The organism is Mesorhizobium sp. L2C066B000 (assembly GCF_000502335.1).
Lineage (GTDB): Bacteria > Pseudomonadota > Alphaproteobacteria > Rhizobiales > Rhizobiaceae > Mesorhizobium.
The window spans coordinates 392,288-416,252 of sequence record NZ_AYWZ01000002.1 but is presented as its reverse complement, the minus strand read 5'-3'; the positions used below and the strand labels follow the sequence as shown (position 1 = coordinate 416,252).

The following is a 23,965-nucleotide window of genomic DNA, read 5'->3' as shown; positions in this document are numbered from 1 at the left end:
GCGTGGAATGAACCATCCTGGACCGGCAGTTTGAACAAACGAAATTGGCATTTCGAGAAGAATGATTTATCATTCCGATAAGTCGCTTTGGTCAAAGTGGATAGAATCATGGACTTGCTTGACGAAAGGCTGGTCACGCTGCTCAGGCATGTTGCCCGGCGCAGCATCTCCGATCTCGCGGTCGATCTCGGGGTGTCGCGCGCCACGGTCAGGGCGCGCATGGAGCGACTGGAAAAAACGGGCGAGATCATCGGCTACACGGTGGTGCTGCGCGCCGACGCCGTCGACCAGCGGATACGCGGCGTGATGATGATCGAGATCGAGGGCCATGCCGCCGACCGCGTGGTCCGGGCGCTCGGCGGTCTCGCTGAGGTTTCGACCATTCACACCACCAATGGCCGCTGGGACCTGGTGGTCGAACTCGGCACGGCCTCGCTCACCGATTTCGACGCGGTTCTGCGCCGAATCCGGCTAATCCCGGGGATAACCGGCAGCGAGACAAGTCTGCTGCTGGCAACGCCGAGGACGACAAGGGCGCGGCTGGCTTAGCCGCCGTTCCGGCCGGCGTGTTCACGCAAAGCTTTGGGCGGAACTGGCGAATGGGTCGCCTGGCTGACGAATCTCATTGGGGCCGCAGCTATGCTCCACATGACGGACGAAGCCGGCATGACGCGAGATTGCACCAGCTTCAACGGTGCACGGACCGGACGCTTGCCACAGGCCAAGGCTGATGGCAGGATAAAAGGCCGCAACGTGCGGCCTCTGGCGGCCGTTGTGTTTCGATGGATTATGAAGCATTTTCCCAAGGTGCGGGTTCTCCTCACAATGTGCGGCAGCCTCGTTTCGCCTTGGTCGCCCTTGATTTTTCGCAATGTGCGCTTTGCCTGCCTCAGGCCGCAGGGCATTTAATTCCACGGGGTCAAGCCTCATGACAGAGATTTGTGCTCGGGCCGTCTATCGTCGGCGAAGACAAGGCATGGCGCCACAATCAGCGCCCCTGGCATTCGTGACCTGGTGAAGAATGCCGTTGCGTACCTCTCGCCCCCATGTTTCAAAACAGGTCGATAGACCCGCGAGAATGGTTTCGAAGCCTGCGGGGTTGCCCACGGTCCGGCGAGAATTCTAAAAGACGTTCACAATGACACAGCACGCAAAAGACGCACGAATTCTCATGTACAGCCACGACACGTTCGGGCTCGGCCATTTGCAGCGTTGCCGAACGATCGCTCATTCGCTGGTCGGGGATTTCCGCGGACTTCAGGTGCTAATCATTTCGGGTGCGACCATCGCCGGCGCCTTCGACTACCGCGCCCGCGTCGACTTCGTGAAGATCCCCAGCGTCATCAAGCTGCGAAACGGCGAATACACCTCGCTGGAAAAGGACATCGATCTGCATGAGACGCTAAGGATGCGGCAGTCGATCATCCGCCACACGGCCGAGAGCTTCCGGCCGGATATCTTCATCGTCGACAAGGAACCGCTGGGGCTGCGCGGTGAGATCGAGGATACGCTGTCCTACCTCAAGACGCGGGGCACCACGCTCGTGCTTGGCCTGCGCGAGGTGATGGACGCGCCGCATTTGCTCGAAGCGGAGTGGGCACGCAGGGATGTGATGCGCAAGATTGGCCTGTTCTACGACAAGGTCTGGGTCTATGGCCCGCCGGATTTCTACGATCCGTTGACCGGCCTGGACGTGCCGCCGGCGGTCAGGGCAAAGATGAAGTTCGTCGGTTTCCTGCAACGGAGCCTGCAGCAGAACCAATTGCCCGGCCACCGGCCCGAGGGCGACTATATCCTGGTTACCACCGGTGGCGGTGGTGACGGCGCCGACCTGATCCACAACGTCATCGAGGCCTATCAGCAGGATCCGCGATTGCAGCACAGGGCGCTGATCGTGCTTGGGCCCTACATGCCGGCGCGCAAGCGCAACAAGCTGGTCAGGAAAGGGGCCAAGATCCCCTATGTCAAGATCATCGAATTCGACAACCGCATGGAAGAGCTGATTGCCGGCGCCAAGGCGGTGGTGGCGATGGGCGGTTACAACACCTATTGCGAGATATTGTCTTTCGACAAGCCGGCGCTGATCGTGCCGCGCGTCACGCCGCGCGAGGAACAGCTGATCCGGGCACGGCGCGCAGCCGAACTCGGCCTCATCGAGATGCTTTTGCCTGAGGAAGCCGAGGATGCCCAGCGGTTTGCCGATGCGCTGCAGGTTTTGCCGGGCCGGCCCCGCCCATCGCAGAGCAATGCGCATCTGACTCTGGAAGGGCTGCCTCATATTTCCGAAATCGTCGCGGAACTGCTCGACCGGCGGGCCGGCCATCACCTTTCGGTCATTGAAGGCATGAACTGAGTTGCAACACCGCAAGATCGTCGTGGTTCTGAAGGGCTACCCGCGGCTGTCGGAAACCTTCATCGCGCAGGAGCTGCTCGGTCTGGAGCGTGCGGGGTTCGACCTGATACTTTTCGCGCTCAGGCGGCCGACCGACGCAAAACGTCATCCCGTGCACGATGAGATCAAGGCCCCCGTCCACTATCTACCGGAATATCTGCACAGAGAGCCGCTGCGCGTGCTTCGGTCGCTGTTTGCCTGTCTGCCGCGGCCTGGCTTCTGGCGCGCGCTCAAATCGCTGGCTGCCGATATCCGCCGCGACTTTACCCGCAATCGCGCGCGCCGCTTCGGGCAAGCGCTCGTGTTGGCCGCCGAATGGCCGCAAGACGCGGGATGGCTGCATGCCCATTTCGCGCACACGCCGGCATCTGTGACGCGCTATGCCAGCCAGCTTCGTGGCTTGCCCTGGAGCTGCTCAGCCCATGCCAAGGACATCTGGACGTCGGCGGACTGGGATCTGGCCGGCAAGCTTTCCTCGGCGCGCTGGACGGTCACGTGCACGAAAACCGGCTTCGACCATCTGAAAAAACTCGCCAACGGCAGTTCGTCCGTGCATCTGAGCTATCATGGGCTCGACCTTGACCGCTTCGGCAGTTTCGGCGAGGCGCGAAAACAGCATGACGGCTCGGCGCCGGCCGAACCGGTCATGATCTTGAGCGTCGGACGCGCCGTTGAAAAGAAGGGCTATGATACGTTGCTCGAGGCTCTTGCCCTCTTGCCTGGCGATCTGGCGTGGCGTTTCGAGCATATCGGTGGCGGCGAGGAACTGAAACGGCTGAAAGCGCTGGCGCAAAGGCTCGGACTGAATGGCCGCGTCTCCTGGAAAGGCGCGCTGGCGCAGGAGGAGGTGCTCGAGCACTACCGCAGCGCCGACATCTTCGCTTTGGCCTGCAGGATCACCGCGGATGGCGACAGGGACGGCCTGCCGAATGTTCTGGTGGAGGCGGCCAGCCAGCGGCTTGCCTGCGTGTCGACCGATATTTCCGGCGTGCCGGAGCTTTTATCGTCGGATGAAACCGGGCTGCTGATTCCCTCGGAAAACCCGACTGCCCTGGCACAGGCGCTGGAGCGCCTGATCCGCGATCCCGTCCTGCGCGCCCGCCTCGGCGACGCCGCGGAGCGGCGCGTGCGAAGCAATTTCGACCATGTGGCAGGCATTGGACAGCTCAAGGAACTGTTCGAGCGGGAGTGGCGGGCCGCCGAATGAAGCGGCTGCGCGCTTTCTTCTATGTTCAGCACCTGCTCGGCATCGGCCATCTCGCGCGCGCCAGCCGCATTGCGGCGGCTCTGCTCGATGACGGGTTCGACGTCACCGTCGTGACCGGCGGAGCGCCGATCGCGGGATTTCCGGGATCGGGTGTAAAATCCGTGACCCTGCCGCCTGTCACCTCCGGTGACGAAGGATTTTCCGGACTTGTCGACCTGCAGGGCAAAGCCATCGACGATGATTTCAAGAGGCGGCGCTCAGAGATGCTGCTGCAGGCTTTCCGGGATTACAGGCCCGACATCGTCATTATCGAGGCGTTTCCCTTTGGACGCCGGCAGATGCGTTTCGAACTCCTGCCGCTGATCGAGGCCATCGAAACGACATCGCCCAGACCGCTGCTGGCGACGTCCGTCCGCGACATCCTTCAGGAGCGCGTCAAGCCGAGCCGAAACGAGGAAACCGTCGATCTCGTCAACAGGCATTTCGATCTTGTCATGGTCCATGGCGATCCGGCTTTCGCAACCATCGATAAGACATTTCCGCTGGCTGGGGCGATCAGGGCCGAGGTCGCCTACACCGGGCTCGTTGCGGCGCCGCCGGCGCCCGCGGCCTCCGAGCGCTTCGACGTTCTGGTGTCGGTTGGCGGCGGGGCGGCCGGAAAGAGCCTTGTCAGATCCACCATCGCGGCGGCGCGCAATCCCGACAACGCCTGGACATGGTGTTTGATCACCGGCCCAAACCTGCCGAAGGACGAGTTTGACGCGATCACACGCGATGCCACCCCACGCCTGTCCATCTTCCGGTTCCGCGAGGATTTCGCCAGCCTGCTGACCGGCGCCCGCCTGTCGGTCTCGCAGGCGGGTTACAACACGGTCTGCGATGTCATGCGCGCGGGGTGTCGCTCGCTGCTCGTTCCATTTGCAGCCGGCGGGGAAACCGAGCAGACGCGTCGCGCGCTGATGCTCGAAGAGCTCGGTCTTGCAACGGTGCTGACGGAAGAGGAGCTGACGCCTGAAGGTCTGGCGCAAGCGATCGAACAGGCGCTTGCGGGACGGCCGCCAGCCGCGCATCGCCTCGATCTGGAAGGGGCGCGGCGCTCGGCGCAAATCCTGCGCGAGCGCTTCAAACAGTTCCAATCAGCATGAAGCGCGTATATTTTTTTGTCGGCAGTTCACCGGAGAACCTGATCTGCCGCAGCGCCGCCATGGCTTCGAAGGCTGCAAGTGACGCCACGCAGTTGATGTGCGTCGGCTCGCTGAAATAATCGTTCGATTGCAGCAGGACATTCGTGCCCTGCGGAAGCAGGGCAAGCCAGGCGCTGAGATCGGCTATGTGTTCGCAGCTCGTATTGACCACCAGGTCGGGTCGGCCGGCGCCATAGTCGAGTGCGTACATATCTGCCGTCAGTGCTTGAAACCGCTCGCCGGCTTGCCGGTTGAGTGTCCGGGCGACCGCGCCGACTTCGGGATCGATGTCGATGCTGTCGATCGCCGCGATGTCGAAGCGGGCGTCGTTGAAAAGCATAGCCGGCAATACGCCGTACCATCCACCCAGAACCCATATGCGCTCGAACCGGCCGCCGCAGCTTTCGAACAGCCTGTCGAGCGCCCACATCTTGCAGGCGACCTGCTTGTGGTTGAAGGCATTGGCGATATCGGCCTGCGGATGCTTGGCGATGACGCGCGCCAGCCCGGTCACGAGAGGGTGGTCGAGATAGGCGGCAATTCCCCGCGTGAGGTCCAGGGCTTGCTCATGCCCATCCATGCCGGCATTGCGTGGTTGCGTGACATCCATCATATTCGTCTTCTATGTTGGGATTTCGGGCGACACAACGCAATCTTGCCTCATGCAAGGCTGTTCGACTTGCGGACGCGATTGTGCCGCAAGCCGTTTCGCCATTGCCCCGAGGAGGCCGATTGCATTTGTCCGGACCATCGGCCTCCATCCGGCTGGCGCGCAGCTGCCGCTTCGAGGTCTTCGGTGGCGGCGAAGACATGGCCGATACACCATTCGCCAGCAGGTGCCTTTACATTCCGCATCCTTCAAACTGACAATCGCATATGGAAACCAGCCTAGCCCGCTATATCTGGACGCACACCAGGAAGCAGCAGCTCTGGATATTGATGATCGTCGTGCTTTCGATGGTCCCGTATTTCATGTCGTTCGACCTGCCGAAGCTGATCGTCAACGGCCCGATCCAGGGCAAGGGGTTCGAGCAACCGGGCGCGACCCTGCCATTCATGAGGTTGCACTATAACCTGCCGTTCATCGGCGAGGTGCAGTTCTTCTCCGGTTTTCAGCTCGACCGCACGTCGACGCTGCTTGCGCTCAGCCTTGTTTTCCTCTTGCTGGTCGTCATCAACGGCTTGTTCAAGCTCTACATCAACACTTACAAGGGGCGGCTCGGCGAACGCATGCTGCGGCGTATCCGCTTCGACCTGGTCGATCGTGTGCTGCGGTTTCCGCCGATTTACTTCAAGCGGGTGAAATCCGCCGAAGTGGCGACCATGGTGAAGGACGAGGTGGAGCCGCTGGGCGGCTTCATCGGCGATGCCTTCCTGCAGCCGGTGCTGCTCGGCGGCCAGGCGCTGACGGCCATGCTGTTCATCATGGTGCAGAACGTCTGGCTCGGAATGATAGCGGTCGTGATCGTCGCGATCCAGATCGTGCTTATCCCGCGGATGCGGCGGCGGCTGCTCGTCCTCGGGCGCCAGCGGCAGTTGACGGCGCGCGCGCTTTCAGGCCGGGTTGGCGAAATCGTCGACGGCATCGGCGCGGTTCACGTCCACGATACGTCGAACTACGAGCGCGCCGACATAGCAGCCCGGCTCGGGCTCATCTTCAAAATCCGCTTCGATCTTTACCAATGGAAATTCATGGTAAAGTTCCTCAACAATTTTCTCGCGCAGCTCACGCCCTTTCTGTTTTACATGATCGGTGGCTATCTGGTCATTCAGGGGCGGTTGGATGTCGGCCAGCTCGTGGCCGTGATCGGCGCTTACAAGGACTTGCCCGGACCGATGAAGGAACTGATCGACTGGGATCAGGACCGGCAGGATGTCCAGGTCAAATATCAGCAGGTCGTCGAACAGTTCACCGTCGAGAATATCATCGCGCCGGAAATCGGAGCACTGACGATCGACGATCCCGATCCGATGACCAAGCCGCTGTCGGCGATCAGCCTGTCCATAGCAGACGATGGCGGCGCAATGCTCCTCAATCGCATCTCGCTCGAGGTCAAGCCGGGTGAGACGGTGGCGCTGGTCAGCACCGCAACAGGGGGAGCGGAGGCGCTTGCGGAAGCCTTTGCGCGGCTGACCTGGCCGGACAGCGGAAGGATCGTTTCGGGCTCCGATGACTTGCTCGATCTCCCCGAAGCCGTGACCGGCCGGCGCATGTCCTACGCTTCGTCGGATGTTTTCCTGTTCCAGGCAAGCCTGCGCGACAATTTGCTCTACGGGTTGAAGCATGCGCCGCTGACATCGGTGACATATGACGGCGCCGCGGCGGACCAACACCGTTGGAATATCGACGAGGCGCGCCGGTCGGGCAATCCGGATCTCGATATCCGCAGCGACTGGATCAACTATGCCTCCGCCGGCGCCACCGGCCCGCACGACCTCTTCGAAGCCGTGCGCCGGGTGCTCGACGCGGTTCTTCTGTCGCGCGACATTCTGGATCTTGGCTTGCGCTCTTCGGCCGACCTCAAGCGCCACACGAAGCTTGCCGGGCGGATCGTCGAATTGCGTGCGGCGCTGCGAACCCGGTTGGAGGAAGAAGGCCTGAGCGCGCTGGTGGTTCCTTTTGAACCGGGCGCCTACAACAAGGAAGCGACGATCGGCCAGAACCTGCTCTTCGGCGCTGCGGCCGGCCCCGAACTGGCTCACAAGGCACTGGCGTCCAATCCCTATTTTGCTTCCGTGCTGAAGCAAGCCGGCCTCGACCGCACGCTCTACGAAATGGGCATGGAGATCGCCGAACAGGCGATCGAGCTGTTTGCCGACCTGCCGCCCGAACACCAGTTCTTCCAGCAGCTCGCCTTCATGAGCGCCGAGGAGATACCCGCCTACGAAACCTTGCTGCAACGGCTCAAGAATCGCCCCTACGATGCGGTTTCGGAGAACGACCGCGCCATGATGGTCACGTTGAGCTTTGCCTATATCGAGCCCCGGCATCGCTTCGGCCTGCTGACCGACGAGCTGATGAGCAAGATCATCGCTGCACGCAACCAGTTCTATGAAAACCTGCCGGCCGAGCTGGAGAAAGCTGTCGAACGGTTTGACCCTGCCAAATACATCGCCGCGGCCACCGTCATGGACAACGTCCTATTCGGGCGTGTCGGCAACAACCATCCCGACGCGCCGGACCGTATTCGCTCCATCGTCTATGATATTCTTGACGAACTGGGGCTTTATGCCGAGCTTCTGGATGTCGGCCTGGACTTCAACGTCGGCGCCGCCGGCAGGCGGCTGACCGGCGGACAGCGACAGAAGCTCGATGTTGCCCGCGCCTTGCTCAAGCGTCCCGATTTCCTCATTCTCAATCGGCCGCTGTCGGCGCTCGACCAGCGCGTGCAGGACAAGGTGCTGCGGAATGTGCTCGACGAAGCCGGACGCGACGGCCATTCGCCGGCGATTGTGTGGGTGGTGACGAATCCGGCAATGGCGGCGATGTTCGATCGGGTTGTGGTCTTTGACTCAGGCCAATTGGTGGAAGATGGAACACACGAGACACTCTTGGCGGGAAACGGTATCTTCAAGGAACTTGTGTCATAGTCTGGCAAACGCGAATTCAGGAAGGTTTGCGACAATGCTGCTCAAGGATGAAGTTGGAATGCTGCAACGCGTTCCCTTGTTCTCTGGCATCGAGCCGACAAAGCTCAAGCTGCTCGCGTTCACGTCCGATCGCGTGAACTACAGTGCCGGCCAGATTCTTTTCCGGCAGGGCGACGAGGCAGACGCCGCCTATGTCATCCTTTCGGGCAGTGCGGATATTCTGGTCGATTCCGACAATGGCCCGATCAAAGTTGCCGAATTGCTGCCAAATTCGATCGTTGGCGAGATTGCCATATTGTGCAACAGCTCCCGTACTGCCACCGTCAAAGCGGCAAGTGAGCTGGAGGCCTTGAGAATCCGCAAGGACCATTTCCTGAGGCTTATGAAGGAGTTTCCCGAAATGACCATCGAAATATTGCGGGTTCTTGCCGATCGGCTAAGCAGTACGACCGCGGACCTGATCGACGCACGAACCGCCGAGAGCGATTCACAGTTGCACTGAAACGGCGAGCCGCTCTGTTTCTTTGTTTTGATACAGTTTCCGGAACCGTGTCACACCTTTCCTGGAACGACTCTGGCAGCAGTTGGTTGGCTACGATGGGCGAAAGGGTGCATGGACGACGATTTCTTCCTTGTCAGGTTCTGGGGCGTGCGCGGCAGCATTGCGGTGTCGGGGCCAGAATTTGCTCGCTATGGCGGAAACACGATCTGCATCGAGATGCAATGCGGCAAGCATACGCTTCTGTTCGACGCGGGGTCCGGCCTGCGGTCTGCCGGCAGGACGCTTCGAGCGTCGGGCGTCACCGATTTCGACCTGTTTTTTACCCATTGCCATTACGATCACATCATCGGGCTGCCGGCTTTCAAGCCTATTTATGAACGAGGCATCAAAGTTACGCTTTGGTCCGGGCATCTGGCTGGACGCATGACGACGCGGCAGATGGTCGATGAATTCATTCGGCCGCCATGGTTTCCGGTGACACTCGGTGTCTGCAAGGCGAGCCTCGACTGCCGCGATTTCGCATCCGGAGACCTGCTTCGGCCACGCGAAGGAGTTGTTGTACGAACCGGTAGTCTTACCCATCCGGGCGGCTGCATCGGCTACCGGGTCGAATGGGGGGGCCGCGTCGTGGCGGTCATCACAGACACCGAGCACGAGCCGGGCAAACTCGATCCGGCGGTGCTCGGTCTGATCGAGAATGCCGACCTCGTCATTTACGATTGCACCTACACCGAGGAGGAAATGGAGCGCTACCGCGGCAACGGGCACTCGACATGGCAACAGGGCGTCAAGCTCTGCGAGGCGGCCGGCGCGCGCGGGCTTGCGCTGTTTCACCACGATCCGGCACGCACAGACGATGAGCTGGACGAGATGGAGAAACTGGCCAAGGACAGATTTGCCGGCGCTTTTGCGGCGCGGGATGGCCAGACGCTCACATTTCCAGTCTTGCACAAAAAGCGCTGAGCTATTTTCCGGCGCTGCGTTCTGTCAGTGTGCTGATCGGAAGCCATGCGCAGGCTTCTGCCCGCGCGGTGATCGTGAACAGCCGTTCGAGGAAAAGCCAGGCCGATTCATCATGGACGAGATGGTGGGTGAGCAGGCCGACCGGTTCGCCGCCGTCGAATGCACGCTGCAATTGCGCGACGATGGCCTGAACCAACAGACCATGATCGCGGCAGCCGCGCGTGCCATGCCAATCCATGATGTCGACATTGCTGTTGATGACCGCCAGGGAAGCCGGCCTTGGCGGCCCGAACACCGACAATGCCGCAAATCCTATCGATCCGAGGTCGGGTACCAGACCGGCGTCGATCCGGTTCCAGGGCGGCACCAGCATCGGAACCGCACGTGCGCCGTGCAGGCCTGTTACGCGCGACAGCCCGCCGGCCAGCTCATCCAGCACCACCTCGCGTGGCCGATGCGCGCCGAGCTCCTGCTTTTTTTGACCCTCGGGCGCATGATTTCGGTGCGCCCAGCCATGAATGGCGACCGTGGCATGCGGCGCCGCGTCAAGCCGGACGACAAGCGTCCCGTCGGTCCGGGCCGGAATGACGGCCAGAGTGACCGGCACCGCGAAGTCACCGGTGAGGTCGAGCAACCGATCGAGCGCCGGCGTCGGATCCACGGCGTCATCGTCGCGCAGCCAGAACTCTGCCTTGCGGCCCGCCCGTTGCCGGTACGCCAGCTCGTCCACCAGGGGCTGCCAAGTCGGGTCGGATGTCATGACAACGGGATCATCTTGAGAAGTTCCGCCAGACGGGCCTTTGCAGCACCGAGAGAGCGTTCTTCGAGAACGAAACGTCTGGCCTCTGCAGCCATGATGGTTCTTTCATCATTATTGGCCAGAAGCCTTGCAATTGCGGAAGCGAACGCCGCCACATCGCCTGGCGGGGTGAGAAGCCCGGTCTGGCCATGCCGCACGACCTCCGGCACGCCGGCAATGTCCTGAGCCACCACCGGAAGGCCGGCGGCCTGTGCTTCAAGATAGGCAATGCCATAGGCCTCGCCGTAACCCGGCCAGACGTAGATTCCCCCGCGATAGAGGACATCCGGCACGGCGACCGGCTCAATCGCGCCAAGCCATTCGATACGGTCGGCGGGCAAGCCGGCGAATTGCGCCTTTACCTCGTCACGGGCAGGTCCGTCCCCGACGACCGACAGCGTCCAGGGGAGGTGGCCGATCAACCCGAGCGCCTGCGCCAGCATGCGATAGCTCAAGACCTTGTCGCCCGGGCGCATCATGGCGACGGTCACGAGGCGCGTCGGATAATCCAGTACCGGCATTTCGTGGAATGCCGATGTGTCGATGAAGGGTGAAAGCATACCGAGAGCGGCGTGGGGAACAGCATCCGCCAGCCCCTGGCGATCCCTTTGCGTGAAGCAGATGTTCAGCGCCGCCTGCTCGATGGCTCGCGCCACCAATGCCTGGCTATCGGCCCACGAACCGGCGTTGCGCCGTTCGGAATAGGAGGCTTCGGCCGTCACATAGGGGACAGCAAAGGCCAACGCCAGCTCGGGCCCGATCAGGTCGGGCGCCTTGTAGTAGGGATGATAGGAGAACCAGAGATCGGGCTTGCCGTCACGGTCCCAAAGCCTTTTCAGTCGCGCGGCTTCGTCCCGGGCCTCGATCATGAGCGCATCGAAACTTTTCGGTTCCGGCTGGCGTACATAGAAGCGCAACTCCGATGCCAGTTCGACGCTATGCCCGCCATGCTGCAGCGCCTGGACCAGCATCCGTGCCATCTGGCGGTCGCCGGAGACAACGGGATGATTGGGCGACTTCAGCGGGGCGTAGAAGGCAATTCGCATCGCGCGATCCTATCATCGCAAAGCCTGCCCAAGTCAATTTCGAGGCATGATCGACTTCACCTTCAAGCGCTGGAATGTGCTATCTGATGCTTATGGAAACAGCTGTCGCGTCCGACCCGTTCGTCGCTTCTTTGCCGGTCTTCGCAAAGTTCGAAAGCGTTGCCGATATCGATAACTATCGGCCTCTCCCCGATGGCTGGGCGCTGGCCACCGCCGACATCGTCGGCTCGACCAAGGCGATCGAAGCCGGGCGCTACAAAACCGTCAATATGGCCGGCGCCAGCGTCATTTCGGCGCTGCTCAATGCACTGGGCCGGCAAGATCTTCCCTTCGTCTTCGGCGGCGACGGCGCGCTCGTGGCGTTTCCCGGCTCGGCGCTGGAGATCGCCCGTAACGCGCTGGCTTCTGTCCAGAGATGGGTGGCGGACGAACTGGACCTGACCTTGCGTGCCGCAATCGTGCCGATAAAGGACATAAGAGCGCAAGGCCTCGACGTTCGCGTGGCGAGGTTCCAGGCCTCCGAAGCAGCCTTCTATGCCATGTTCGCCGGCGGCGGCGGCAGTTGGGCGGAAGCCGAAATGAAAGCCGGGCGCTACCGCGTCGACCCCGCCCCGGCCGGCGCGCGGCCGGATCTGACCGGCCTCTCCTGCCGCTGGAACCCGATCGAAGCCCGGCATGGCGAAATTGTCTCGATCATAGCCGTGCCGGGGGCATCGCGCGACTTGCGTGGTTTCCAGTTTCTGGCTTCCGACATCATCGCCCTTGCCGGCAGGCAGGAGCGCGATGGCCACCCGGTGCCGGTGGACGGTCCGGCCTACAGTCTCCTGCCCGCCGGCCTCGATGTCGAGGCACGGGCCACGGCGCCGCCAGGGCGGCGGTGGCTGGCCAAGCTGTGGGTGATCTTCCTGATGACGCTTACGGCCGTCACCGACAAATTGGGCTGGTCGATCGGCGGTTTCGACCCGAAGGTCTACAAACGCGAGGTGGCCAGCAATTCGGATTTCCGCAAGTTCGACGACGGCTTGAAGATGACCATCGACGTCGACGCGGATGTGTTGCAGCGGATCGAGAACCGGCTGAAACAGGCGGAAGAGGCCGGCATCTGCAACTATGGCCTGCACCGCCAGAAGTCGGCCTTGATGACATGCCTCGTCATCTCGCCGCTGCAACGCGATCATGTTCACTTCATCGATGGCGCCGCCGGCGGCTATGCAATGGCTGCCGCAAGCCTGAAGGCGAAGGCGCCGGTCTGATGACGGCTTGGGGAAATCGATTTTCCGCAATGCGCCTCGGCCATGGTTCTTGAGACCCGGCGGGCCCGACGGTGCCTGAGCCGACCAATTATTTGCGAGATGTCAGGATCGGGATTGCACTTCGCCGGCAGCCTCGCCACATAGTGTCGCAGGTGATTTGTGCGGTCGACGTCTGCTTGCTTCCTGCAAGGACAGTCATTCGGGATATTCTTCGCCGCTTCTGCCCCCGAAGCCGGCTTCATTGACTTCGAGAATTTTGCGGATCAAAGGAGATGGCTCGTCTTCGACGGGTTTCGAGATAGCATGAGCACAGCGCAAGCAGAAATTTCCAACATTCTCATGGATAAGGTTGCCGATTGGCTGACCCAATCGGCGCTGGCGGGCGACGACCTGGAAACATTGGTCAAGGGTTTTTGTGAACGGCTGGCTGCTGCCGGCCTGCCGCTGAAGCGGGTGCATTTGAGCTTTTCGATGCTGCATCCGCTTTATGACGCGCTCGGTTTCACCTGGATTCGCGGCCAAGGCCTGGAAGTGGAAGGCTTCCGGAGTGAGAACGGCGTCCATTCCGACAGATTCCTAACCAGCCCATACTACCATCTGCTCAGCAACAAGCTCGACCATCTGCGGCGCCGGCTCGACCCGTCGGTGCGGTCGGAGTTTCCTGTTTTCGATGAGCTCAGGCTTATGGGCGTCACCGATTACATGGCTTTCGTCCATCCCTTCAACGGCGATACAAGTCAGGGCATGTTGGGGTCCTGGTCCACCGACAGTGCTTCAGGCTTCAGCGACAGCATGATTTCGGCGCTGCTGCGGATCCAGAACCATCTCGCCATAGCAAGCAAGATGGCGGTGCTCACCAAGCTCGCCGACAACATGATGACCACGTATCTCGGCGGTGACGCCGGCAGGCGCGTGCTGGACGGCCAGATCAAGCGCGGCGAGGGCGACACAATCCGGGCCGCGCTGGTGATGGGCGATATGCGCGGGTCGACAAGGCTCGCCGAAACTTCCGGCCGCGAAGTCTATATCGATACGCTGAACCAGTTTTTCGATGCCATCGCAGCACCTTTCAATCGCAAAGGCGGGCAGATCATGAGTTTCCTGGGGGATGGATTCATTGCCGTCTACCCCTGCGAAAGGCACCGCGCGCAGTCAGAGATCGCCTGCCAGGCTGCTCTTGCGGCTGCGCACAAGGCCAGCATGCGCATGATGGAGCTCAATCTGCGCAGAAAAGAGCAAGGACTGGGCGACATAAAATTTGGTATCGGCCTGCATGTCGGCAATGTGATGTTCGGCAATGTCGGGCTTACCGACCGACTCACATTCTCGGTCTTCGGCTCGGCTGTAAACGAGGTCCAGCGTCTCCAGACCCTGACCAAGAAATATCCGCACAGCGTTCTCGCCAGCAAGGACTTCGCCGGCTATTGCGGGGCCAACAGCTGGCTGACGCTCGGCGAGGAGGAACTGGCGGGCAGCAAGCAGAAGCTGACGGTGCTTTCACCCGATCTGTCGGGTGCTCTCGCACTCGATGAAGACGCTGCGCTGCAGCCGTTTCACGATCGGATATCGGACGCCGAGCAGGTCATGCTGCTTCATCGCGATGCCGCGCGGCTGTCGGCGGGCGACCGGAGGAAGCTCCAGTAGTCACCACCATCCGATCTGGACGCCCTGGTATGCTGTCCGGCCGCCGGTCGCCGGGGAATTCGTTTCGAATCCAAGTTGCTCTGCGCTGACAATGCGCTAGTCTTGCTTTTTTGGGGCCGGTCGGGAGGCGCCAGATTGGGGCTGGTGTGGGAATGGATGCAGGCGTTGATCTGCTGCGGATCGAGGATGTTGGCATCTCTTTTGCCATTGTCGGGGGACCGTTGCATGCCGTCAGGCGGGCAAATCTTCGCGTCCTGCCCGGCAAGGTCACCGCACTTGTCGGTGAGTCCGGTTCCGGAAAATCGGTTCTCAGCCAGGCCGTGATGGGCATCTTGCCGAACACGGCCCATGTTCGCGGCCGTATCCTGTTTTCCGATCCCAAAAAGCCCGGCACGACGCAGGATATCCTGCAGATGCCGCGCGACGGACCCGAAATCCGGGCGTTGAGAGGCAGCCGCATCGGCAAGATCTTTCAGGAGCCGATGACATCGCTGTCGCCGCTGCACACGATCGGCAACCAGGTCAGCGAATCCCTGCAGATTCATACGCACATGGATCGGACGGAGCGCAAGGCACGGACCGAGGAAATGCTCGGCCTCGTCGGGTTCCCCAATCCCAAGCGCGCCTACGACATGTATCCGTTCGAACTTTCGGGAGGATTGCGGCAACGCGCCATGATCGCCATGGCGCTTATCTGCCGGCCCGCTCTGTTGATCGCCGATGAGCCGACGACGGCGTTGGACGTAACCATCCAGGCGCAAATCCTGCAATTGCTGCGCGGGCTTCAGACTAAGCTCAACATGGCAATGCTGCTGATCACGCACGACCTCGGGGTGGTTGCCAATGTCGCCGACGAGGTGGTGGTCATGTACCATGGCGAGATCATGGAAGCGGGCCCTGTGGAGGCAATATTCCGCCGGCCAGGCCACCCTTACCTGAAGGGCCTCATGGCAGCCGTCCCGCATTTCGACCTGAAGCCTGGCGAAAGGCTGAAGGCGCTCCGCGAGGTGCCGGTGAATGTCGGGACCCTGCTGGGCAAGCAGACGGCGCCGGAAGCGAAGGGGCCGGACGACATTCTGCTGTCGGTCAGGGATCTGAAAAAGGTCTACACCATCCGCAACTCCGGATGGTTCAGCGGGAGCCATCAGACCTCTGTTCGCGCCGTGGACGGCGTCAGCTTCGACATCAGGCGAGGTGAGTGCCTGGGCCTGGTTGGCGAAAGCGGCTGCGGCAAAACCACCGTCAGCAAGATCCTGATGCGGGCCGTCACCCCTACGGGCGGCTCCGTGATCTTCAACGGCCGCGACGGACCGATCGACGTCCTGGAAGCCGAGGGAGACGCCCTGCGCTTGCTGCGGGCGAAACTCCAGATGGTTTTCCAGGATCCGGTCTCGTCGCTTTCGCCTCGCATGACCGTGGAAAACATCTTGAGCGAGCCGCTGGAAATCCATCAACGTGGCAATGCCGCGTCCCGGCTAGCCACGGTCAAGAGCCTGATGCAGGCAATCGGGCTCGATCCGCGCTTCATCCAGCGTTATCCCCACAGCTTCTCCGGCGGGCAGCGTCAGCGTATCGGCATCGCGCGCGCGTTGGCGCTGGGGCCTGAACTGCTGATCTGCGACGAGCCGGTTTCGGCGCTCGATGTCTCCGTGCAGGCGCAGATCCTGAACCTTCTGAAGGACCTGCAGAAGGAACTGGGCCTGACCTACCTGTTCATATCCCACAATCTGGCGGTGGTGGACTACATGGCGGACCGCATCGCCGTGATGTGCGGCGGGCGTATCGTCGAGCTTGCGCCGCGCGAAATTCTGCTCAGGAAACCGATCCACCCCTACACGCGCTCACTGCTCGCCGCAGTCCCTTTCCCCGATCTCGACCGGCCCATGGATTTCAAGACGCTGAAGCTCGGCGGCGCTTCCGACGCCAGCGCATGGGGCCCGCAATTCCGCGACGAGGGCGAAGAGGATATGCTGTCGCCGCTCGATCTTGGCGGCGGCCACCTCGTCCTGGCCCGACGTTCGGCCGATGTCAGCGAGTTACGCCATTGATCAGCCGCCGCACTGTCCTTGGTCTCATGGCTTCGGCATTTCTGCCGGGCACGGCGCGCGCCGGCGATCTGGAGCCGGATTTTATTCAGCCGCAGCTGAAAGCCAGGGCTCTGCCGCCACTCGCGGAGCGCCTGCCCAAAAGCCCGCGCGCGTTGAACCTCGCGGCGATGGGCCGGCAGCCCGGCCAGTATGGCGGCACGCTGCGTACGATCATCGGCAGCCAGAAAGATATCCGGATGATGACGATCTACGGGTATTCCCGGCTGGTCGGCTATGACGAAAAGCTTAACTTTCAGGCCGACATTCTCGAAAGTTTCGACGTAAAGGATGATCGCGTCTTCACGTTCAAGATTCGTGAAGGCCATAAATGGTCAGACGGCAGCCTGCTGACGCCGGAGGATTTTCGTTATTGCTGGGAAGATGTCTGGCTGAACGATGAGCTTTCGCAAGGGGGGCTCGCCCCTGCCCTGCTGGCGGACGGCAAGCCGCCACGTTTCGAGATCGTCGATCCGTTGACGGTCCGCTACAGTTGGGACGCGCCCAATCCCGACTTCCTGCCCAAACTCGCTGCTGCCGCGCCGATATCGCTCGTTCTGCCGGCCGCCTATCTCAAGCAGTTCCACAAGAAATATCAGGATCCATTCCGGCTCGCCGGCCTGATGAAGGAGAACCGGGCCAAGAAATGGACGCTCCTGCATATCCGCATGTCGCGGCAGTATCGCCCAGAGAACCCGGAATTGCCGACGCTCGATCCCTGGCGGAACCGGACCAAGCCGCCAGCCGAGCAGTTTATCTTCGAGCGCAACCCGTTCTTTCATCGAATAGACGAGAATGGCCGGCAACTGCCCTATGTCGACCAGATCATCATGAATGTCAGCTCGTCGGCGATCATCTCGGCCAAGACCGGTGCGGGGGAGAGCGACCTGCAATGCATGGGAATTGACTTCAGCGATTACTCGTTCCTGAAGGATGCGGAGAAGCGCTACCCGGTGAAGATGCATCTATGGAAACGCACTCAGGGCTCGCGGCTGGCGCTGCTGCCCAATCTGAATTGTGCCGACCCGGTGTGGCGTGCCCTTTTGAGAGACGTGCGCGTGCGCCGCGCACTTTCGCTTGCTGTAGACAGGCGTGAGATCAACATGGCCGTGTTCTATGGATTGGCGCAGGAAAGTGCCGATACGGTGTTGCCGGAGAGCCCGCTCTACCGGCCGGAATACGCGAAAGCCTGGATCGCCCATGATCCCGACAAGGCCAATGCCCTGCTAGACGAGGTCGGGCTTCAGGCACGTGACGATGACGGCGTGCGGATGCTTCCGGATGGACGCTCTGCGCAGATCATCGTGGAGACGGCCGGCGAAAGCACGCTGGAAACCGACGCGCTCGAACTTATCACCGATCACTGGCGCAAGATCGGCATCGCTTTGTTCATCCGGACTTCGCAGCGCGACATCTTCCGCAGCCGCGCGCTTGGCGGCCAGATCATGATGTCGATGTGGTCGGGCATCGACAATGGCGTGCCGACTGCCGACATGAATCCGTACCAACTGGCCCCCACCATCGACGACCAATTGCAGTGGCCGCTCTGGGGTGCTCACTATCTGTCCCATGGCAAGATGGGTGAGGCGCCCGATCTTCCTGAAGTGGTCGAGTTGATGGCTTTGCTCAAGCGATGGAACGGATCGACCGAAGCCAGCGAGCGCGCCGAAATCTGGAACTCCATGCTGTCGATCTACACCGATCAGGTGTTTTCAATAGGCACGGTGAACGCAACGCATCAGCCGATTCTGGTATCCTCGCGGCTGCGCAACCTGCCTGACAAGGCACTTTTCGGCTATGACCCGACCTCCTATTTCGGTGTCTACATGCCGGACACATTCTGGCTTGGAGGCTCCTGAGCGTGCTTCGATATCTTGTCTGGCGCATCGCCGTGATGGTTCCAACGCTGCTGGTCATATCGGCGCTGGTGTTCACCATCATCGAACTTCCGCCGGGCGACTATTTCGACAGCTATGTCGCTGAGCTCCGGGCCCAGGGCGAAGCGGTGGATTCCGACCGCATCCAGATGATGCGCAAGGAATATGGTTTCGACCAGCCGCCGGTCATTCGCTACTTCTACTGGGTTGGCGGGATGCTGCACGGCGATTTCGGCTATTCCTTCGAATATGAGCTGCCGGTTCGCGACGTCGTCGGCGACCGAATGTGGCTGACCGTGCTGGTTTCCTTCGTCACGATCATCTTCACCTGGCTCATCGCCTTTCCGATCGGCATGTACTCCGCCACGCATCAATACAGCTGGGGCGACTACGGCCTGACTTTCTTCGGCCTTCTCGGCCTTGCCATTCCGAATTTCATGCTGGCGCTGATCCTGATGTATTTCGCCAACATCTGGTTCGGCACGTCCATCGGCCACCTCATGGACCAGCAATATCTCGGCGAGCCGATGAGCTGGGCCAAGGCGAAGTCGATCCTCGCCCATCTCGGGATCCCGGTCCTGATCATCGGCACCGGCGGCACGGCGAGCATGATCCGGCGGCTGCGCGCCAATCTGCTCGACGAACTGCACAAGCAATATGTCGTTACGGCGCGCGCCAAGGGCCTGCATCCGTTCAAGGCGCTGGTCAAATATCCGCTGCGCATGGCGCTCAACTTCTTCATTTCCGACATCGGCTCGATCCTGCCGGCCATCATCTCCGGCGCTGAGATCACGGCTATCGTTTTGTCTTTGGAAACGACCGGGCCGATGCTGATCAAGGCGCTGCAAAGCCAGGATATGTATCTGGCAGGGTCATTCCTGATGTTCCTTGCCTTCCTGACGGTTATCGGCGTGCTGATTTCCGACCTGGCGCTGGCGCTGCTTGATCCACGAATTCGTTTGCAGGGTGGCAGCACCAAATGAAGCAGGACTCGCCGCTGCCCGCTCCGGGTGCTCCACTGCAACACTACATTTCCGGCGCGCCTTTCGACCTGCAGTCGGTCGAGGCGATGACGCCGGAGCAATCGAAGGTCTTTCAGGCATCGCAGTTGCGGCTGATGTGGTGGAAATTCCGCAAACACCGGCTTGCGCTTATATCCGGCATATTCCTGGCAGTGCTGTATTTAGGGATACTGATCTGCGAGTTCCTGGCGCCCTACAATCTGCACTCGCGCAACATGGACTACATCTATGCGCCGCCGCAGCACGTGCACCTGTTCCACAATGGCGAGTTCGTCGGGCCGTTCGTCTATGGCCGCCAGATGACGCTGGATATGGACACGCTCAAGCGGAACTACATCGAGAACCACGACGACGTTCAACGGCTCCGTTTCTTCTGCAAGGGCGACACTTATCGGTTCTGGGGCCTGATCGAAGGTGACAGGCATTTTGTCTGTCCTGCCGAAAACGGGCAGCTGTTTCTGGCCGGCACCGACAGGCTGGGGCGCGACGTGCTCTCGCGCATGATCTATGGCGCACGCATTTCACTGACTATCGGCCTCGTCGGCATCAGTTTCAGCTTCCTGCTCGGCATCGTCATCGGCGGACTGGCCGGCTATCACGGCGGTATCTTCGACTTGATCGTCCAACGGATAATCGAAGTCCTGCAATCGATTCCCAGCATTCCGCTATGGCTGGCCCTGGCGGCGATCATGCCGATAACGTGGAGTCCGATCCTGATCTATTTCGGCATCACCGTCATCCTCGGGCTGCTCGACTGGACCGGACTGGCGCGAGCCGTGCGTTCAAAGCTTCTGGCCTTGCGCGAGGAGGATTACGTTCTGGCCGCGCAGTTGATGGGCGCGGGGAGCAGCCGCATCATCAGGCGGCATCTCATTCCCGGCTTCATGTCGCATCTGATCGCGACGGCGACGCTCTCCATCCCTGGCATGATCCTGGGCGAAACGGCGCTGAGCTTCCTCGGGCTCGGCTTGAGGGCGCCGATAACCAGCTGGGGCATCCTGCTCACCGAGGCGCGCAGCGTCAGCGTGATCGCGTTCTATCCATGGCTGCTTTTGCCGATGCTGCCCGTCATCCTCGTCATCATGGCGTTCAACTTCCTCGGCGACGGCTTGCGGGACGCCGCAGACCCCTACAAGTGATATCGCTGTTCCACCGCCCGGCCTGCCGAACACTCCACCCGGTATGACGCTTGTCGGCGGCCGGTTGCGTTATTGCAGGGTTCGTCGTTCGCCTTTATATGCAGCAAGCCTCGATCGGGGCTGCTGGTTCAGGACACACAATCGCATATGAGTCGCCTCGATAATTTCATCAGCAGGATGACCGCGCAGCGCGACATTCTCAATCGAATCTGCCCCGAGGTGGCGAAGATGGAGGGGCTTGTGCTTGAGCTCGGCCTCGGCAATGGCCGGACATTCCACCATCTGCGCGAGCTTCTGCCCGGGCGCCGGATCGTGGTGTTCGACCGCGAAGTTGGCGCGCACACTAGCTCAATTCCCGAAGCTGAAAACCTCGTGCTCGGCGAAATACGCGAGACGGGCCGCAAGTTCATTGGCATCGAAGCCGCCCTTGTTCATGCCGACATTGGCACCGGCTATGACGATCGCGATGCAGTGACCGCTACCTGGCTTCCCGATCTGATTGCGAGCCTGCTTCGCGTCGGCGGCTTCGCGGTCAGTGGCACGCCGCTCGATCACCCGCTGCTGCAACACCTCCCGGCGCCCACTTCGGAGCCCGCCGACCGTTATTTCCTCTGCAAGCGCGTGTGAGCGGTAGAGAACTCTTCAGGGGATCGTATAAACCGCAATCTCCCGCTCGATGCCGCGCAGCGAGACCTCGTGCGGCACGGGCGTCAGCGCGTTCCTGTGCAACAGATCGGCGGTGAGATTATCGTCGACCACCGCACGCGTGGCGAAGATCGCCTGTGCGTTGGCGAGGTTCTGGACCCGCGAAGCAATGTTGACCGTCTGGCCGAAATAATCCTGCCGCTCGTTCATGGACACGGCTATGCAGGGGCCGGCATGAACACCGATCTTGAGCAGAAGGTCCTCGCGCCCGCTTTTGTCATTGAGCGCCCGCATGGCGTCGCGCATCCGCAGCGCCGCGGCAATCGCACGGTCAGGCGTCGCGAAGGTCGCCATCACCGCATCGCCGATCGTCTTCACAACCGCGCCTGCCTCCGCCGCGACGATCTCGTGCAGAACCTGGAAATGCTCGCGCACGAGATCGAAGGCTGAAAGATCGCCCACCCGCTCGTAAAGCTCGGTCGATCCGCGCAGATCGGTGAACAGGAAGGTCAGGCTGGTGATCTTCAGGCGCTGGTTGATGTCGAGCGTATCCGTGCGATAGAGATCCCGGAACGTCTGGTTGGTGAGCAGGCGCTTGGCGGTCACGAAGGGCCGGCGCTTGCCCAGGAAATCATGCAATACCGGGCAGGCGATGAAGACCGTCGGCAGCACGCGCGTGTCGGTCCTGTTTTCCAGCGAAATGCGCAATGGGCCGGGTTGCATCTCCAGCGTCTGGCTCTGGACATGGTCGCGGTCGAAGGCCAGAGAGAGGTTTCGCCGCTCTTTTGCCGGTTCGCCCTTCGCGTCGATGAACTGGGCCGAATGCGTGACCGGCTCGAAGACGATGATGAATTGGGGCGGAAGCTGGATGTGCAGAACCGCCTTTTCACCGGGCGCAAGCTCGATATCTTCCAGCGAGAACGCTTCCATCTTTTCCGCCAGATCCTCGTCCGGCAGATCGGCCCCGGACGCCCAGTAGATCTGGCGGTAATATTCCACCAACGGCAGTTCGTGTGGATTGTGGGCGGCAATCCTGCGCACGCGGGGACTGACGGTGAATGTCACCTCGACCATCTCGTCGAGGGTCGGCGAATAGCCCTGGGAGCACAGCGCGCAGGTGTATTCGTCCTTCTGCATGGTTTTCAGCGTGGCGTTGGTGTCGAGCACGCCGCCACAGCCGGGGCACAGAACATTCCAGGAAATGTCGAAGATGCCCACCCGCGCCGCATGGAGAAAGGCGCTTATGGTGCGTTCCTCGTCGAGGCCATGCTTGCTGGCGAAGGCGAGCGCATTGATGCGGCAAAGTTCGCGGTCCTTGCCCTCGGCGATGGTTTGCCGGATTGCGTCGATTGCCTGCGGATCGACATCGGTCGATTGCCGCAGAAGCGAGAACAGATCCTGAGCTTCGGTCATCGTGCAGGCTCCGGAAATTGCGCCGCTAGAGCATGATGCCGAAAAGTGTGAAGCGGTTTTCGGACGACATCATGCTCTATTTCCTGATTTAGAGCCGGATGATTTCAGGTCGGACAGACCTGAAATCATCCGGCTCTAGGCGTGTTGGCCGGACCGATCTTCGACCCGAACGCTCCATCATACTGCGAAACGGACCGTACGGCCATTCGAATGGACAAGCCTGGTGACAGGTCAATTTCCATTTGTTGAATTCCAAACTATGATAGCCCATGGGGCATTCATCTCTGGGGTTTTCTCCATGCCGACACGCGACAACCCGCCATTTCCGGCGGCCCTTCGCCTTTTCTCGGCGGGGGTCATCATCGTCCTGATCGTTGGGGCCGGCCTGTTTTTCGCGCCTGCGCTGGTCAAGCCGCGCTGGCCCTGGGCCGTCACGCCGTTCAATGCCCGCTTCCTCGGCGGCTTCTACACCGCCGAAATGGCAGTGATGGCGGTGCTGCTGGTCTGGAATCGCTGGTCGCCCGGCAGGCTTGTGCTGGTCATGGCCTTCATCTTCACCGTCATCGTGTCGGCGGCTTCGTTCATCAACCTTGGCTATTTCAACTTCGAGCGCAAAGCCCCCTGGCTATGGTTTCTGGTCTATCTTGCGTCGGCCGCTGTATCCGCGCTGTTCCTGTGGCGGGCAAGGGCCCGCCCTTCTGCAAAAGGCGTGATCTTAAACCCCGCATGGCGCGCCTACCTACCGGTGGAGATGGCGATCCTCGGGCTCTACGGCGTCGGCCTGTTGCTGTTTCCCCTGACATTCGGTGGCTTCTGGCCGTGGCCGATCGATGCCTTCCACGCCCAGGTCTACAGCGCCATCTTCCTGGCGGGTGCCGGCGGCACCTATCTCGTCTGGAGAAGTGCGCCGCGCGAGGAACTGCTGGTGCTCGGCCTGGCGCAGTTTCTGGTTGGCCTGCTTGCTGTTCTTGGCCTCTTCATCACCGACGCCGCCGTGCACCGGATCGACTGGACGGCGGCCGGGACATTGTGCTGGCTCGCCCTTTTCGGCTGGATCGGCATCAGCGGTATCCTCAAACTCTGCGCCGCCCACCGGCATTTTGCCGCGCAATCGGCATAGGTCGCAGAGACGGCTGGATTTTCAGGTGACGTCCGGTGCATCGTGCCGGGCATATTGCCTCTGTCCTTTGTTCTGACGCAATTC

Annotated in this window: 20 protein-coding genes; 16 read left to right on the top strand and 4 right to left on the bottom strand. The window is 61.2% G+C overall.

Annotated elements, in window-relative coordinates; translation table 11 throughout:
- The first annotated feature begins 108 nt into the window (after nucleotides 1-108).
- The 5 genes from X733_RS155195 to X733_RS155215 all read left to right on the top strand — a co-directional run bounded on the left by X733_RS155195 (nucleotide 109) and on the right by X733_RS155215 (nucleotide 4,744).
- Nucleotides 109-549, top strand: a complete 441-nt coding sequence (locus X733_RS155195; protein WP_023818377.1) for an Lrp/AsnC family transcriptional regulator — start codon at nucleotides 109-111, stop codon at nucleotides 547-549.
- 99 nt (nucleotides 550-648) lie between these two features.
- The gene (locus X733_RS155200; protein ID WP_023672151.1) at nucleotides 649-909 is read left to right on the top strand and encodes a hypothetical protein; all 261 of its coding nucleotides are present in this window, start codon (nucleotides 649-651) and stop codon (nucleotides 907-909) included.
- A 229-nt stretch (nucleotides 910-1,138) separates the two neighbouring features.
- Nucleotides 1,139-2,353: a glycosyltransferase family protein gene (locus tag X733_RS155205; RefSeq protein ID WP_023752843.1), complete on the top strand. Its 1,215-nt coding sequence runs from the start codon at nucleotides 1,139-1,141 to the stop codon at nucleotides 2,351-2,353.
- A 1-nt stretch (nucleotide 2,354) separates the two neighbouring features.
- Nucleotides 2,355-3,599: a glycosyltransferase gene (locus X733_RS155210; protein WP_023818375.1), complete on the top strand. Its 1,245-nt coding sequence runs from the start codon at nucleotides 2,355-2,357 to the stop codon at nucleotides 3,597-3,599.
- Complete coding sequence (locus X733_RS155215) at nucleotides 3,596-4,744, top strand: glycosyltransferase family protein (protein WP_023818374.1); 1,149 nt, start codon at nucleotides 3,596-3,598, stop codon at nucleotides 4,742-4,744. Before X733_RS155210 ends, X733_RS155215 begins: the two co-directional genes overlap by 4 nt.
- Here X733_RS155215 and X733_RS155220 read toward each other — a convergent pair.
- Complete coding sequence (locus tag X733_RS155220) at nucleotides 4,722-5,393, bottom strand: class I SAM-dependent methyltransferase (protein ID WP_081740627.1); 672 nt, start codon at nucleotides 5,391-5,393, stop codon at nucleotides 4,722-4,724. The genes X733_RS155215 and X733_RS155220 overlap by 23 nt on opposite strands.
- 266 nt (nucleotides 5,394-5,659) lie before the next feature.
- Here X733_RS155220 and X733_RS155225 point away from each other — a divergent pair, with 266 nt between their 5' ends.
- From X733_RS155225 to X733_RS155235, 3 genes are all read left to right on the top strand, one after another.
- Nucleotides 5,660-8,374 carry an ABC transporter ATP-binding protein gene (locus tag X733_RS155225; RefSeq protein WP_023818371.1) on the top strand — a complete coding sequence of 905 codons (2,715 nt, stop codon included), beginning with the start codon at nucleotides 5,660-5,662 and terminating at the stop codon, nucleotides 8,372-8,374.
- A gap of 34 nt (nucleotides 8,375-8,408) precedes the next feature.
- On the top strand, nucleotides 8,409-8,876 hold the full coding sequence (locus X733_RS155230; RefSeq protein WP_023672144.1) for a cyclic nucleotide-binding domain-containing protein: 468 nt from the start codon (nucleotides 8,409-8,411) through the stop codon (nucleotides 8,874-8,876).
- A 111-nt stretch (nucleotides 8,877-8,987) separates the two neighbouring features.
- Nucleotides 8,988-9,839, top strand: coding sequence for an MBL fold metallo-hydrolase (locus X733_RS155235; RefSeq protein ID WP_023818370.1), 852 nt, complete (start codon nucleotides 8,988-8,990; stop codon nucleotides 9,837-9,839).
- A 1-nt stretch (nucleotide 9,840) separates the two neighbouring features.
- Here the strand turns inward: X733_RS155235 and X733_RS155240 are convergent, their stop codons facing one another.
- The gene (locus X733_RS155240) at nucleotides 9,841-10,599 is read right to left on the bottom strand and encodes a polysaccharide deacetylase family protein (protein ID WP_023818369.1); all 759 of its coding nucleotides are present in this window, start codon (nucleotides 10,597-10,599) and stop codon (nucleotides 9,841-9,843) included.
- Nucleotides 10,596-11,684, bottom strand: a complete 1,089-nt coding sequence (locus tag X733_RS155245) for a glycosyltransferase family 4 protein (protein WP_023818368.1) — start codon at nucleotides 11,682-11,684, stop codon at nucleotides 10,596-10,598. Before X733_RS155245 ends, X733_RS155240 begins: the two co-directional genes overlap by 4 nt.
- Before the next feature lie 74 nt (nucleotides 11,685-11,758).
- Between X733_RS155245 and X733_RS155250 the strand changes: the two genes are divergently transcribed.
- From X733_RS155250 to X733_RS155280, 7 genes are all read left to right on the top strand, one after another.
- Nucleotides 11,759-12,937 (top strand): DUF3095 domain-containing protein, encoded by a 1,179-nt coding sequence (locus tag X733_RS155250; RefSeq protein ID WP_031193183.1) that lies wholly within the window; start codon nucleotides 11,759-11,761, stop codon nucleotides 12,935-12,937.
- 303 nt (nucleotides 12,938-13,240) lie between these two features.
- Complete coding sequence (locus X733_RS155255; protein ID WP_023672139.1) at nucleotides 13,241-14,581, top strand: adenylate/guanylate cyclase domain-containing protein; 1,341 nt, start codon at nucleotides 13,241-13,243, stop codon at nucleotides 14,579-14,581.
- 152 nt (nucleotides 14,582-14,733) lie between these two features.
- On the top strand, nucleotides 14,734-16,629 hold the full coding sequence (locus tag X733_RS155260; protein WP_023818366.1) for an ABC transporter ATP-binding protein: 1,896 nt from the start codon (nucleotides 14,734-14,736) through the stop codon (nucleotides 16,627-16,629).
- The gene (locus tag X733_RS155265; RefSeq protein WP_023818365.1) at nucleotides 16,626-18,524 is read left to right on the top strand and encodes an ABC transporter substrate-binding protein; all 1,899 of its coding nucleotides are present in this window, start codon (nucleotides 16,626-16,628) and stop codon (nucleotides 18,522-18,524) included. Before X733_RS155260 ends, X733_RS155265 begins: the two co-directional genes overlap by 4 nt.
- 2 nt (nucleotides 18,525-18,526) lie before the next feature.
- Nucleotides 18,527-19,525 (top strand): ABC transporter permease, encoded by a 999-nt coding sequence (locus tag X733_RS155270; RefSeq protein ID WP_023818364.1) that lies wholly within the window; start codon nucleotides 18,527-18,529, stop codon nucleotides 19,523-19,525.
- Complete coding sequence (locus X733_RS155275) at nucleotides 19,522-20,703, top strand: ABC transporter permease (RefSeq protein ID WP_031193182.1); 1,182 nt, start codon at nucleotides 19,522-19,524, stop codon at nucleotides 20,701-20,703. Before X733_RS155270 ends, X733_RS155275 begins: the two co-directional genes overlap by 4 nt.
- Before the next feature lie 147 nt (nucleotides 20,704-20,850).
- Complete coding sequence (locus X733_RS155280; RefSeq protein WP_023672134.1) at nucleotides 20,851-21,330, top strand: class I SAM-dependent methyltransferase; 480 nt, start codon at nucleotides 20,851-20,853, stop codon at nucleotides 21,328-21,330.
- A gap of 15 nt (nucleotides 21,331-21,345) precedes the next feature.
- Here the strand turns inward: X733_RS155280 and X733_RS155285 are convergent, their stop codons facing one another.
- Complete coding sequence (locus X733_RS155285; RefSeq protein WP_023685078.1) at nucleotides 21,346-22,761, bottom strand: adenylate/guanylate cyclase domain-containing protein; 1,416 nt, start codon at nucleotides 22,759-22,761, stop codon at nucleotides 21,346-21,348.
- Between the two features lie 298 nt (nucleotides 22,762-23,059).
- On the opposite strand from X733_RS155285, the gene X733_RS155290 reads away from it, so the two are divergent.
- Nucleotides 23,060-23,881, top strand: a complete 822-nt coding sequence (locus X733_RS155290) for a hypothetical protein (protein ID WP_023745922.1) — start codon at nucleotides 23,060-23,062, stop codon at nucleotides 23,879-23,881.
- Nucleotides 23,882-23,965: the final 84 nt, after the last annotated feature.

What these genes read in the sequence shown, in the direction of transcription:
- X733_RS155195 (WP_023818377.1), top strand. Translation starts at nt 109, where the DNA reads ATGGACTTGCTTGACGAAAGGCTGGTCACGCTGCTCAGGCATGTTGCC.
- X733_RS155200 (WP_023672151.1), top strand. Translation starts at nt 649, where the DNA reads ATGACGGACGAAGCCGGCATGACGCGAGATTGCACCAGCTTCAACGGT.
- X733_RS155205 (WP_023752843.1), top strand. Translation starts at nt 1,139, where the DNA reads ATGACACAGCACGCAAAAGACGCACGAATTCTCATGTACAGCCACGAC.
- X733_RS155215 (WP_023818374.1), top strand. Translation starts at nt 3,596, where the DNA reads ATGAAGCGGCTGCGCGCTTTCTTCTATGTTCAGCACCTGCTCGGCATC.
- X733_RS155220 (WP_081740627.1), bottom strand. Translation starts at nt 5,393, where the DNA reads ATGGATGTCACGCAACCACGCAATGCCGGCATGGATGGGCATGAGCAA.
- X733_RS155225 (WP_023818371.1), top strand. Translation starts at nt 5,660, where the DNA reads ATGGAAACCAGCCTAGCCCGCTATATCTGGACGCACACCAGGAAGCAG.
- X733_RS155230 (WP_023672144.1), top strand. Translation starts at nt 8,409, where the DNA reads ATGCTGCTCAAGGATGAAGTTGGAATGCTGCAACGCGTTCCCTTGTTC.
- X733_RS155235 (WP_023818370.1), top strand. Translation starts at nt 8,988, where the DNA reads ATGGACGACGATTTCTTCCTTGTCAGGTTCTGGGGCGTGCGCGGCAGC.
- X733_RS155240 (WP_023818369.1), bottom strand. Translation starts at nt 10,599, where the DNA reads ATGACATCCGACCCGACTTGGCAGCCCCTGGTGGACGAGCTGGCGTAC.
- X733_RS155245 (WP_023818368.1), bottom strand. Translation starts at nt 11,684, where the DNA reads ATGCGAATTGCCTTCTACGCCCCGCTGAAGTCGCCCAATCATCCCGTT.
- X733_RS155250 (WP_031193183.1), top strand. Translation starts at nt 11,759, where the DNA reads ATGTGCTATCTGATGCTTATGGAAACAGCTGTCGCGTCCGACCCGTTC.
- X733_RS155255 (WP_023672139.1), top strand. Translation starts at nt 13,241, where the DNA reads ATGAGCACAGCGCAAGCAGAAATTTCCAACATTCTCATGGATAAGGTT.
- X733_RS155260 (WP_023818366.1), top strand. Translation starts at nt 14,734, where the DNA reads ATGGATGCAGGCGTTGATCTGCTGCGGATCGAGGATGTTGGCATCTCT.
- X733_RS155275 (WP_031193182.1), top strand. Translation starts at nt 19,522, where the DNA reads ATGAAGCAGGACTCGCCGCTGCCCGCTCCGGGTGCTCCACTGCAACAC.
- X733_RS155280 (WP_023672134.1), top strand. Translation starts at nt 20,851, where the DNA reads ATGAGTCGCCTCGATAATTTCATCAGCAGGATGACCGCGCAGCGCGAC.
- X733_RS155285 (WP_023685078.1), bottom strand. Translation starts at nt 22,761, where the DNA reads ATGACCGAAGCTCAGGATCTGTTCTCGCTTCTGCGGCAATCGACCGAT.
- X733_RS155290 (WP_023745922.1), top strand. Translation starts at nt 23,060, where the DNA reads ATGCCGACACGCGACAACCCGCCATTTCCGGCGGCCCTTCGCCTTTTC.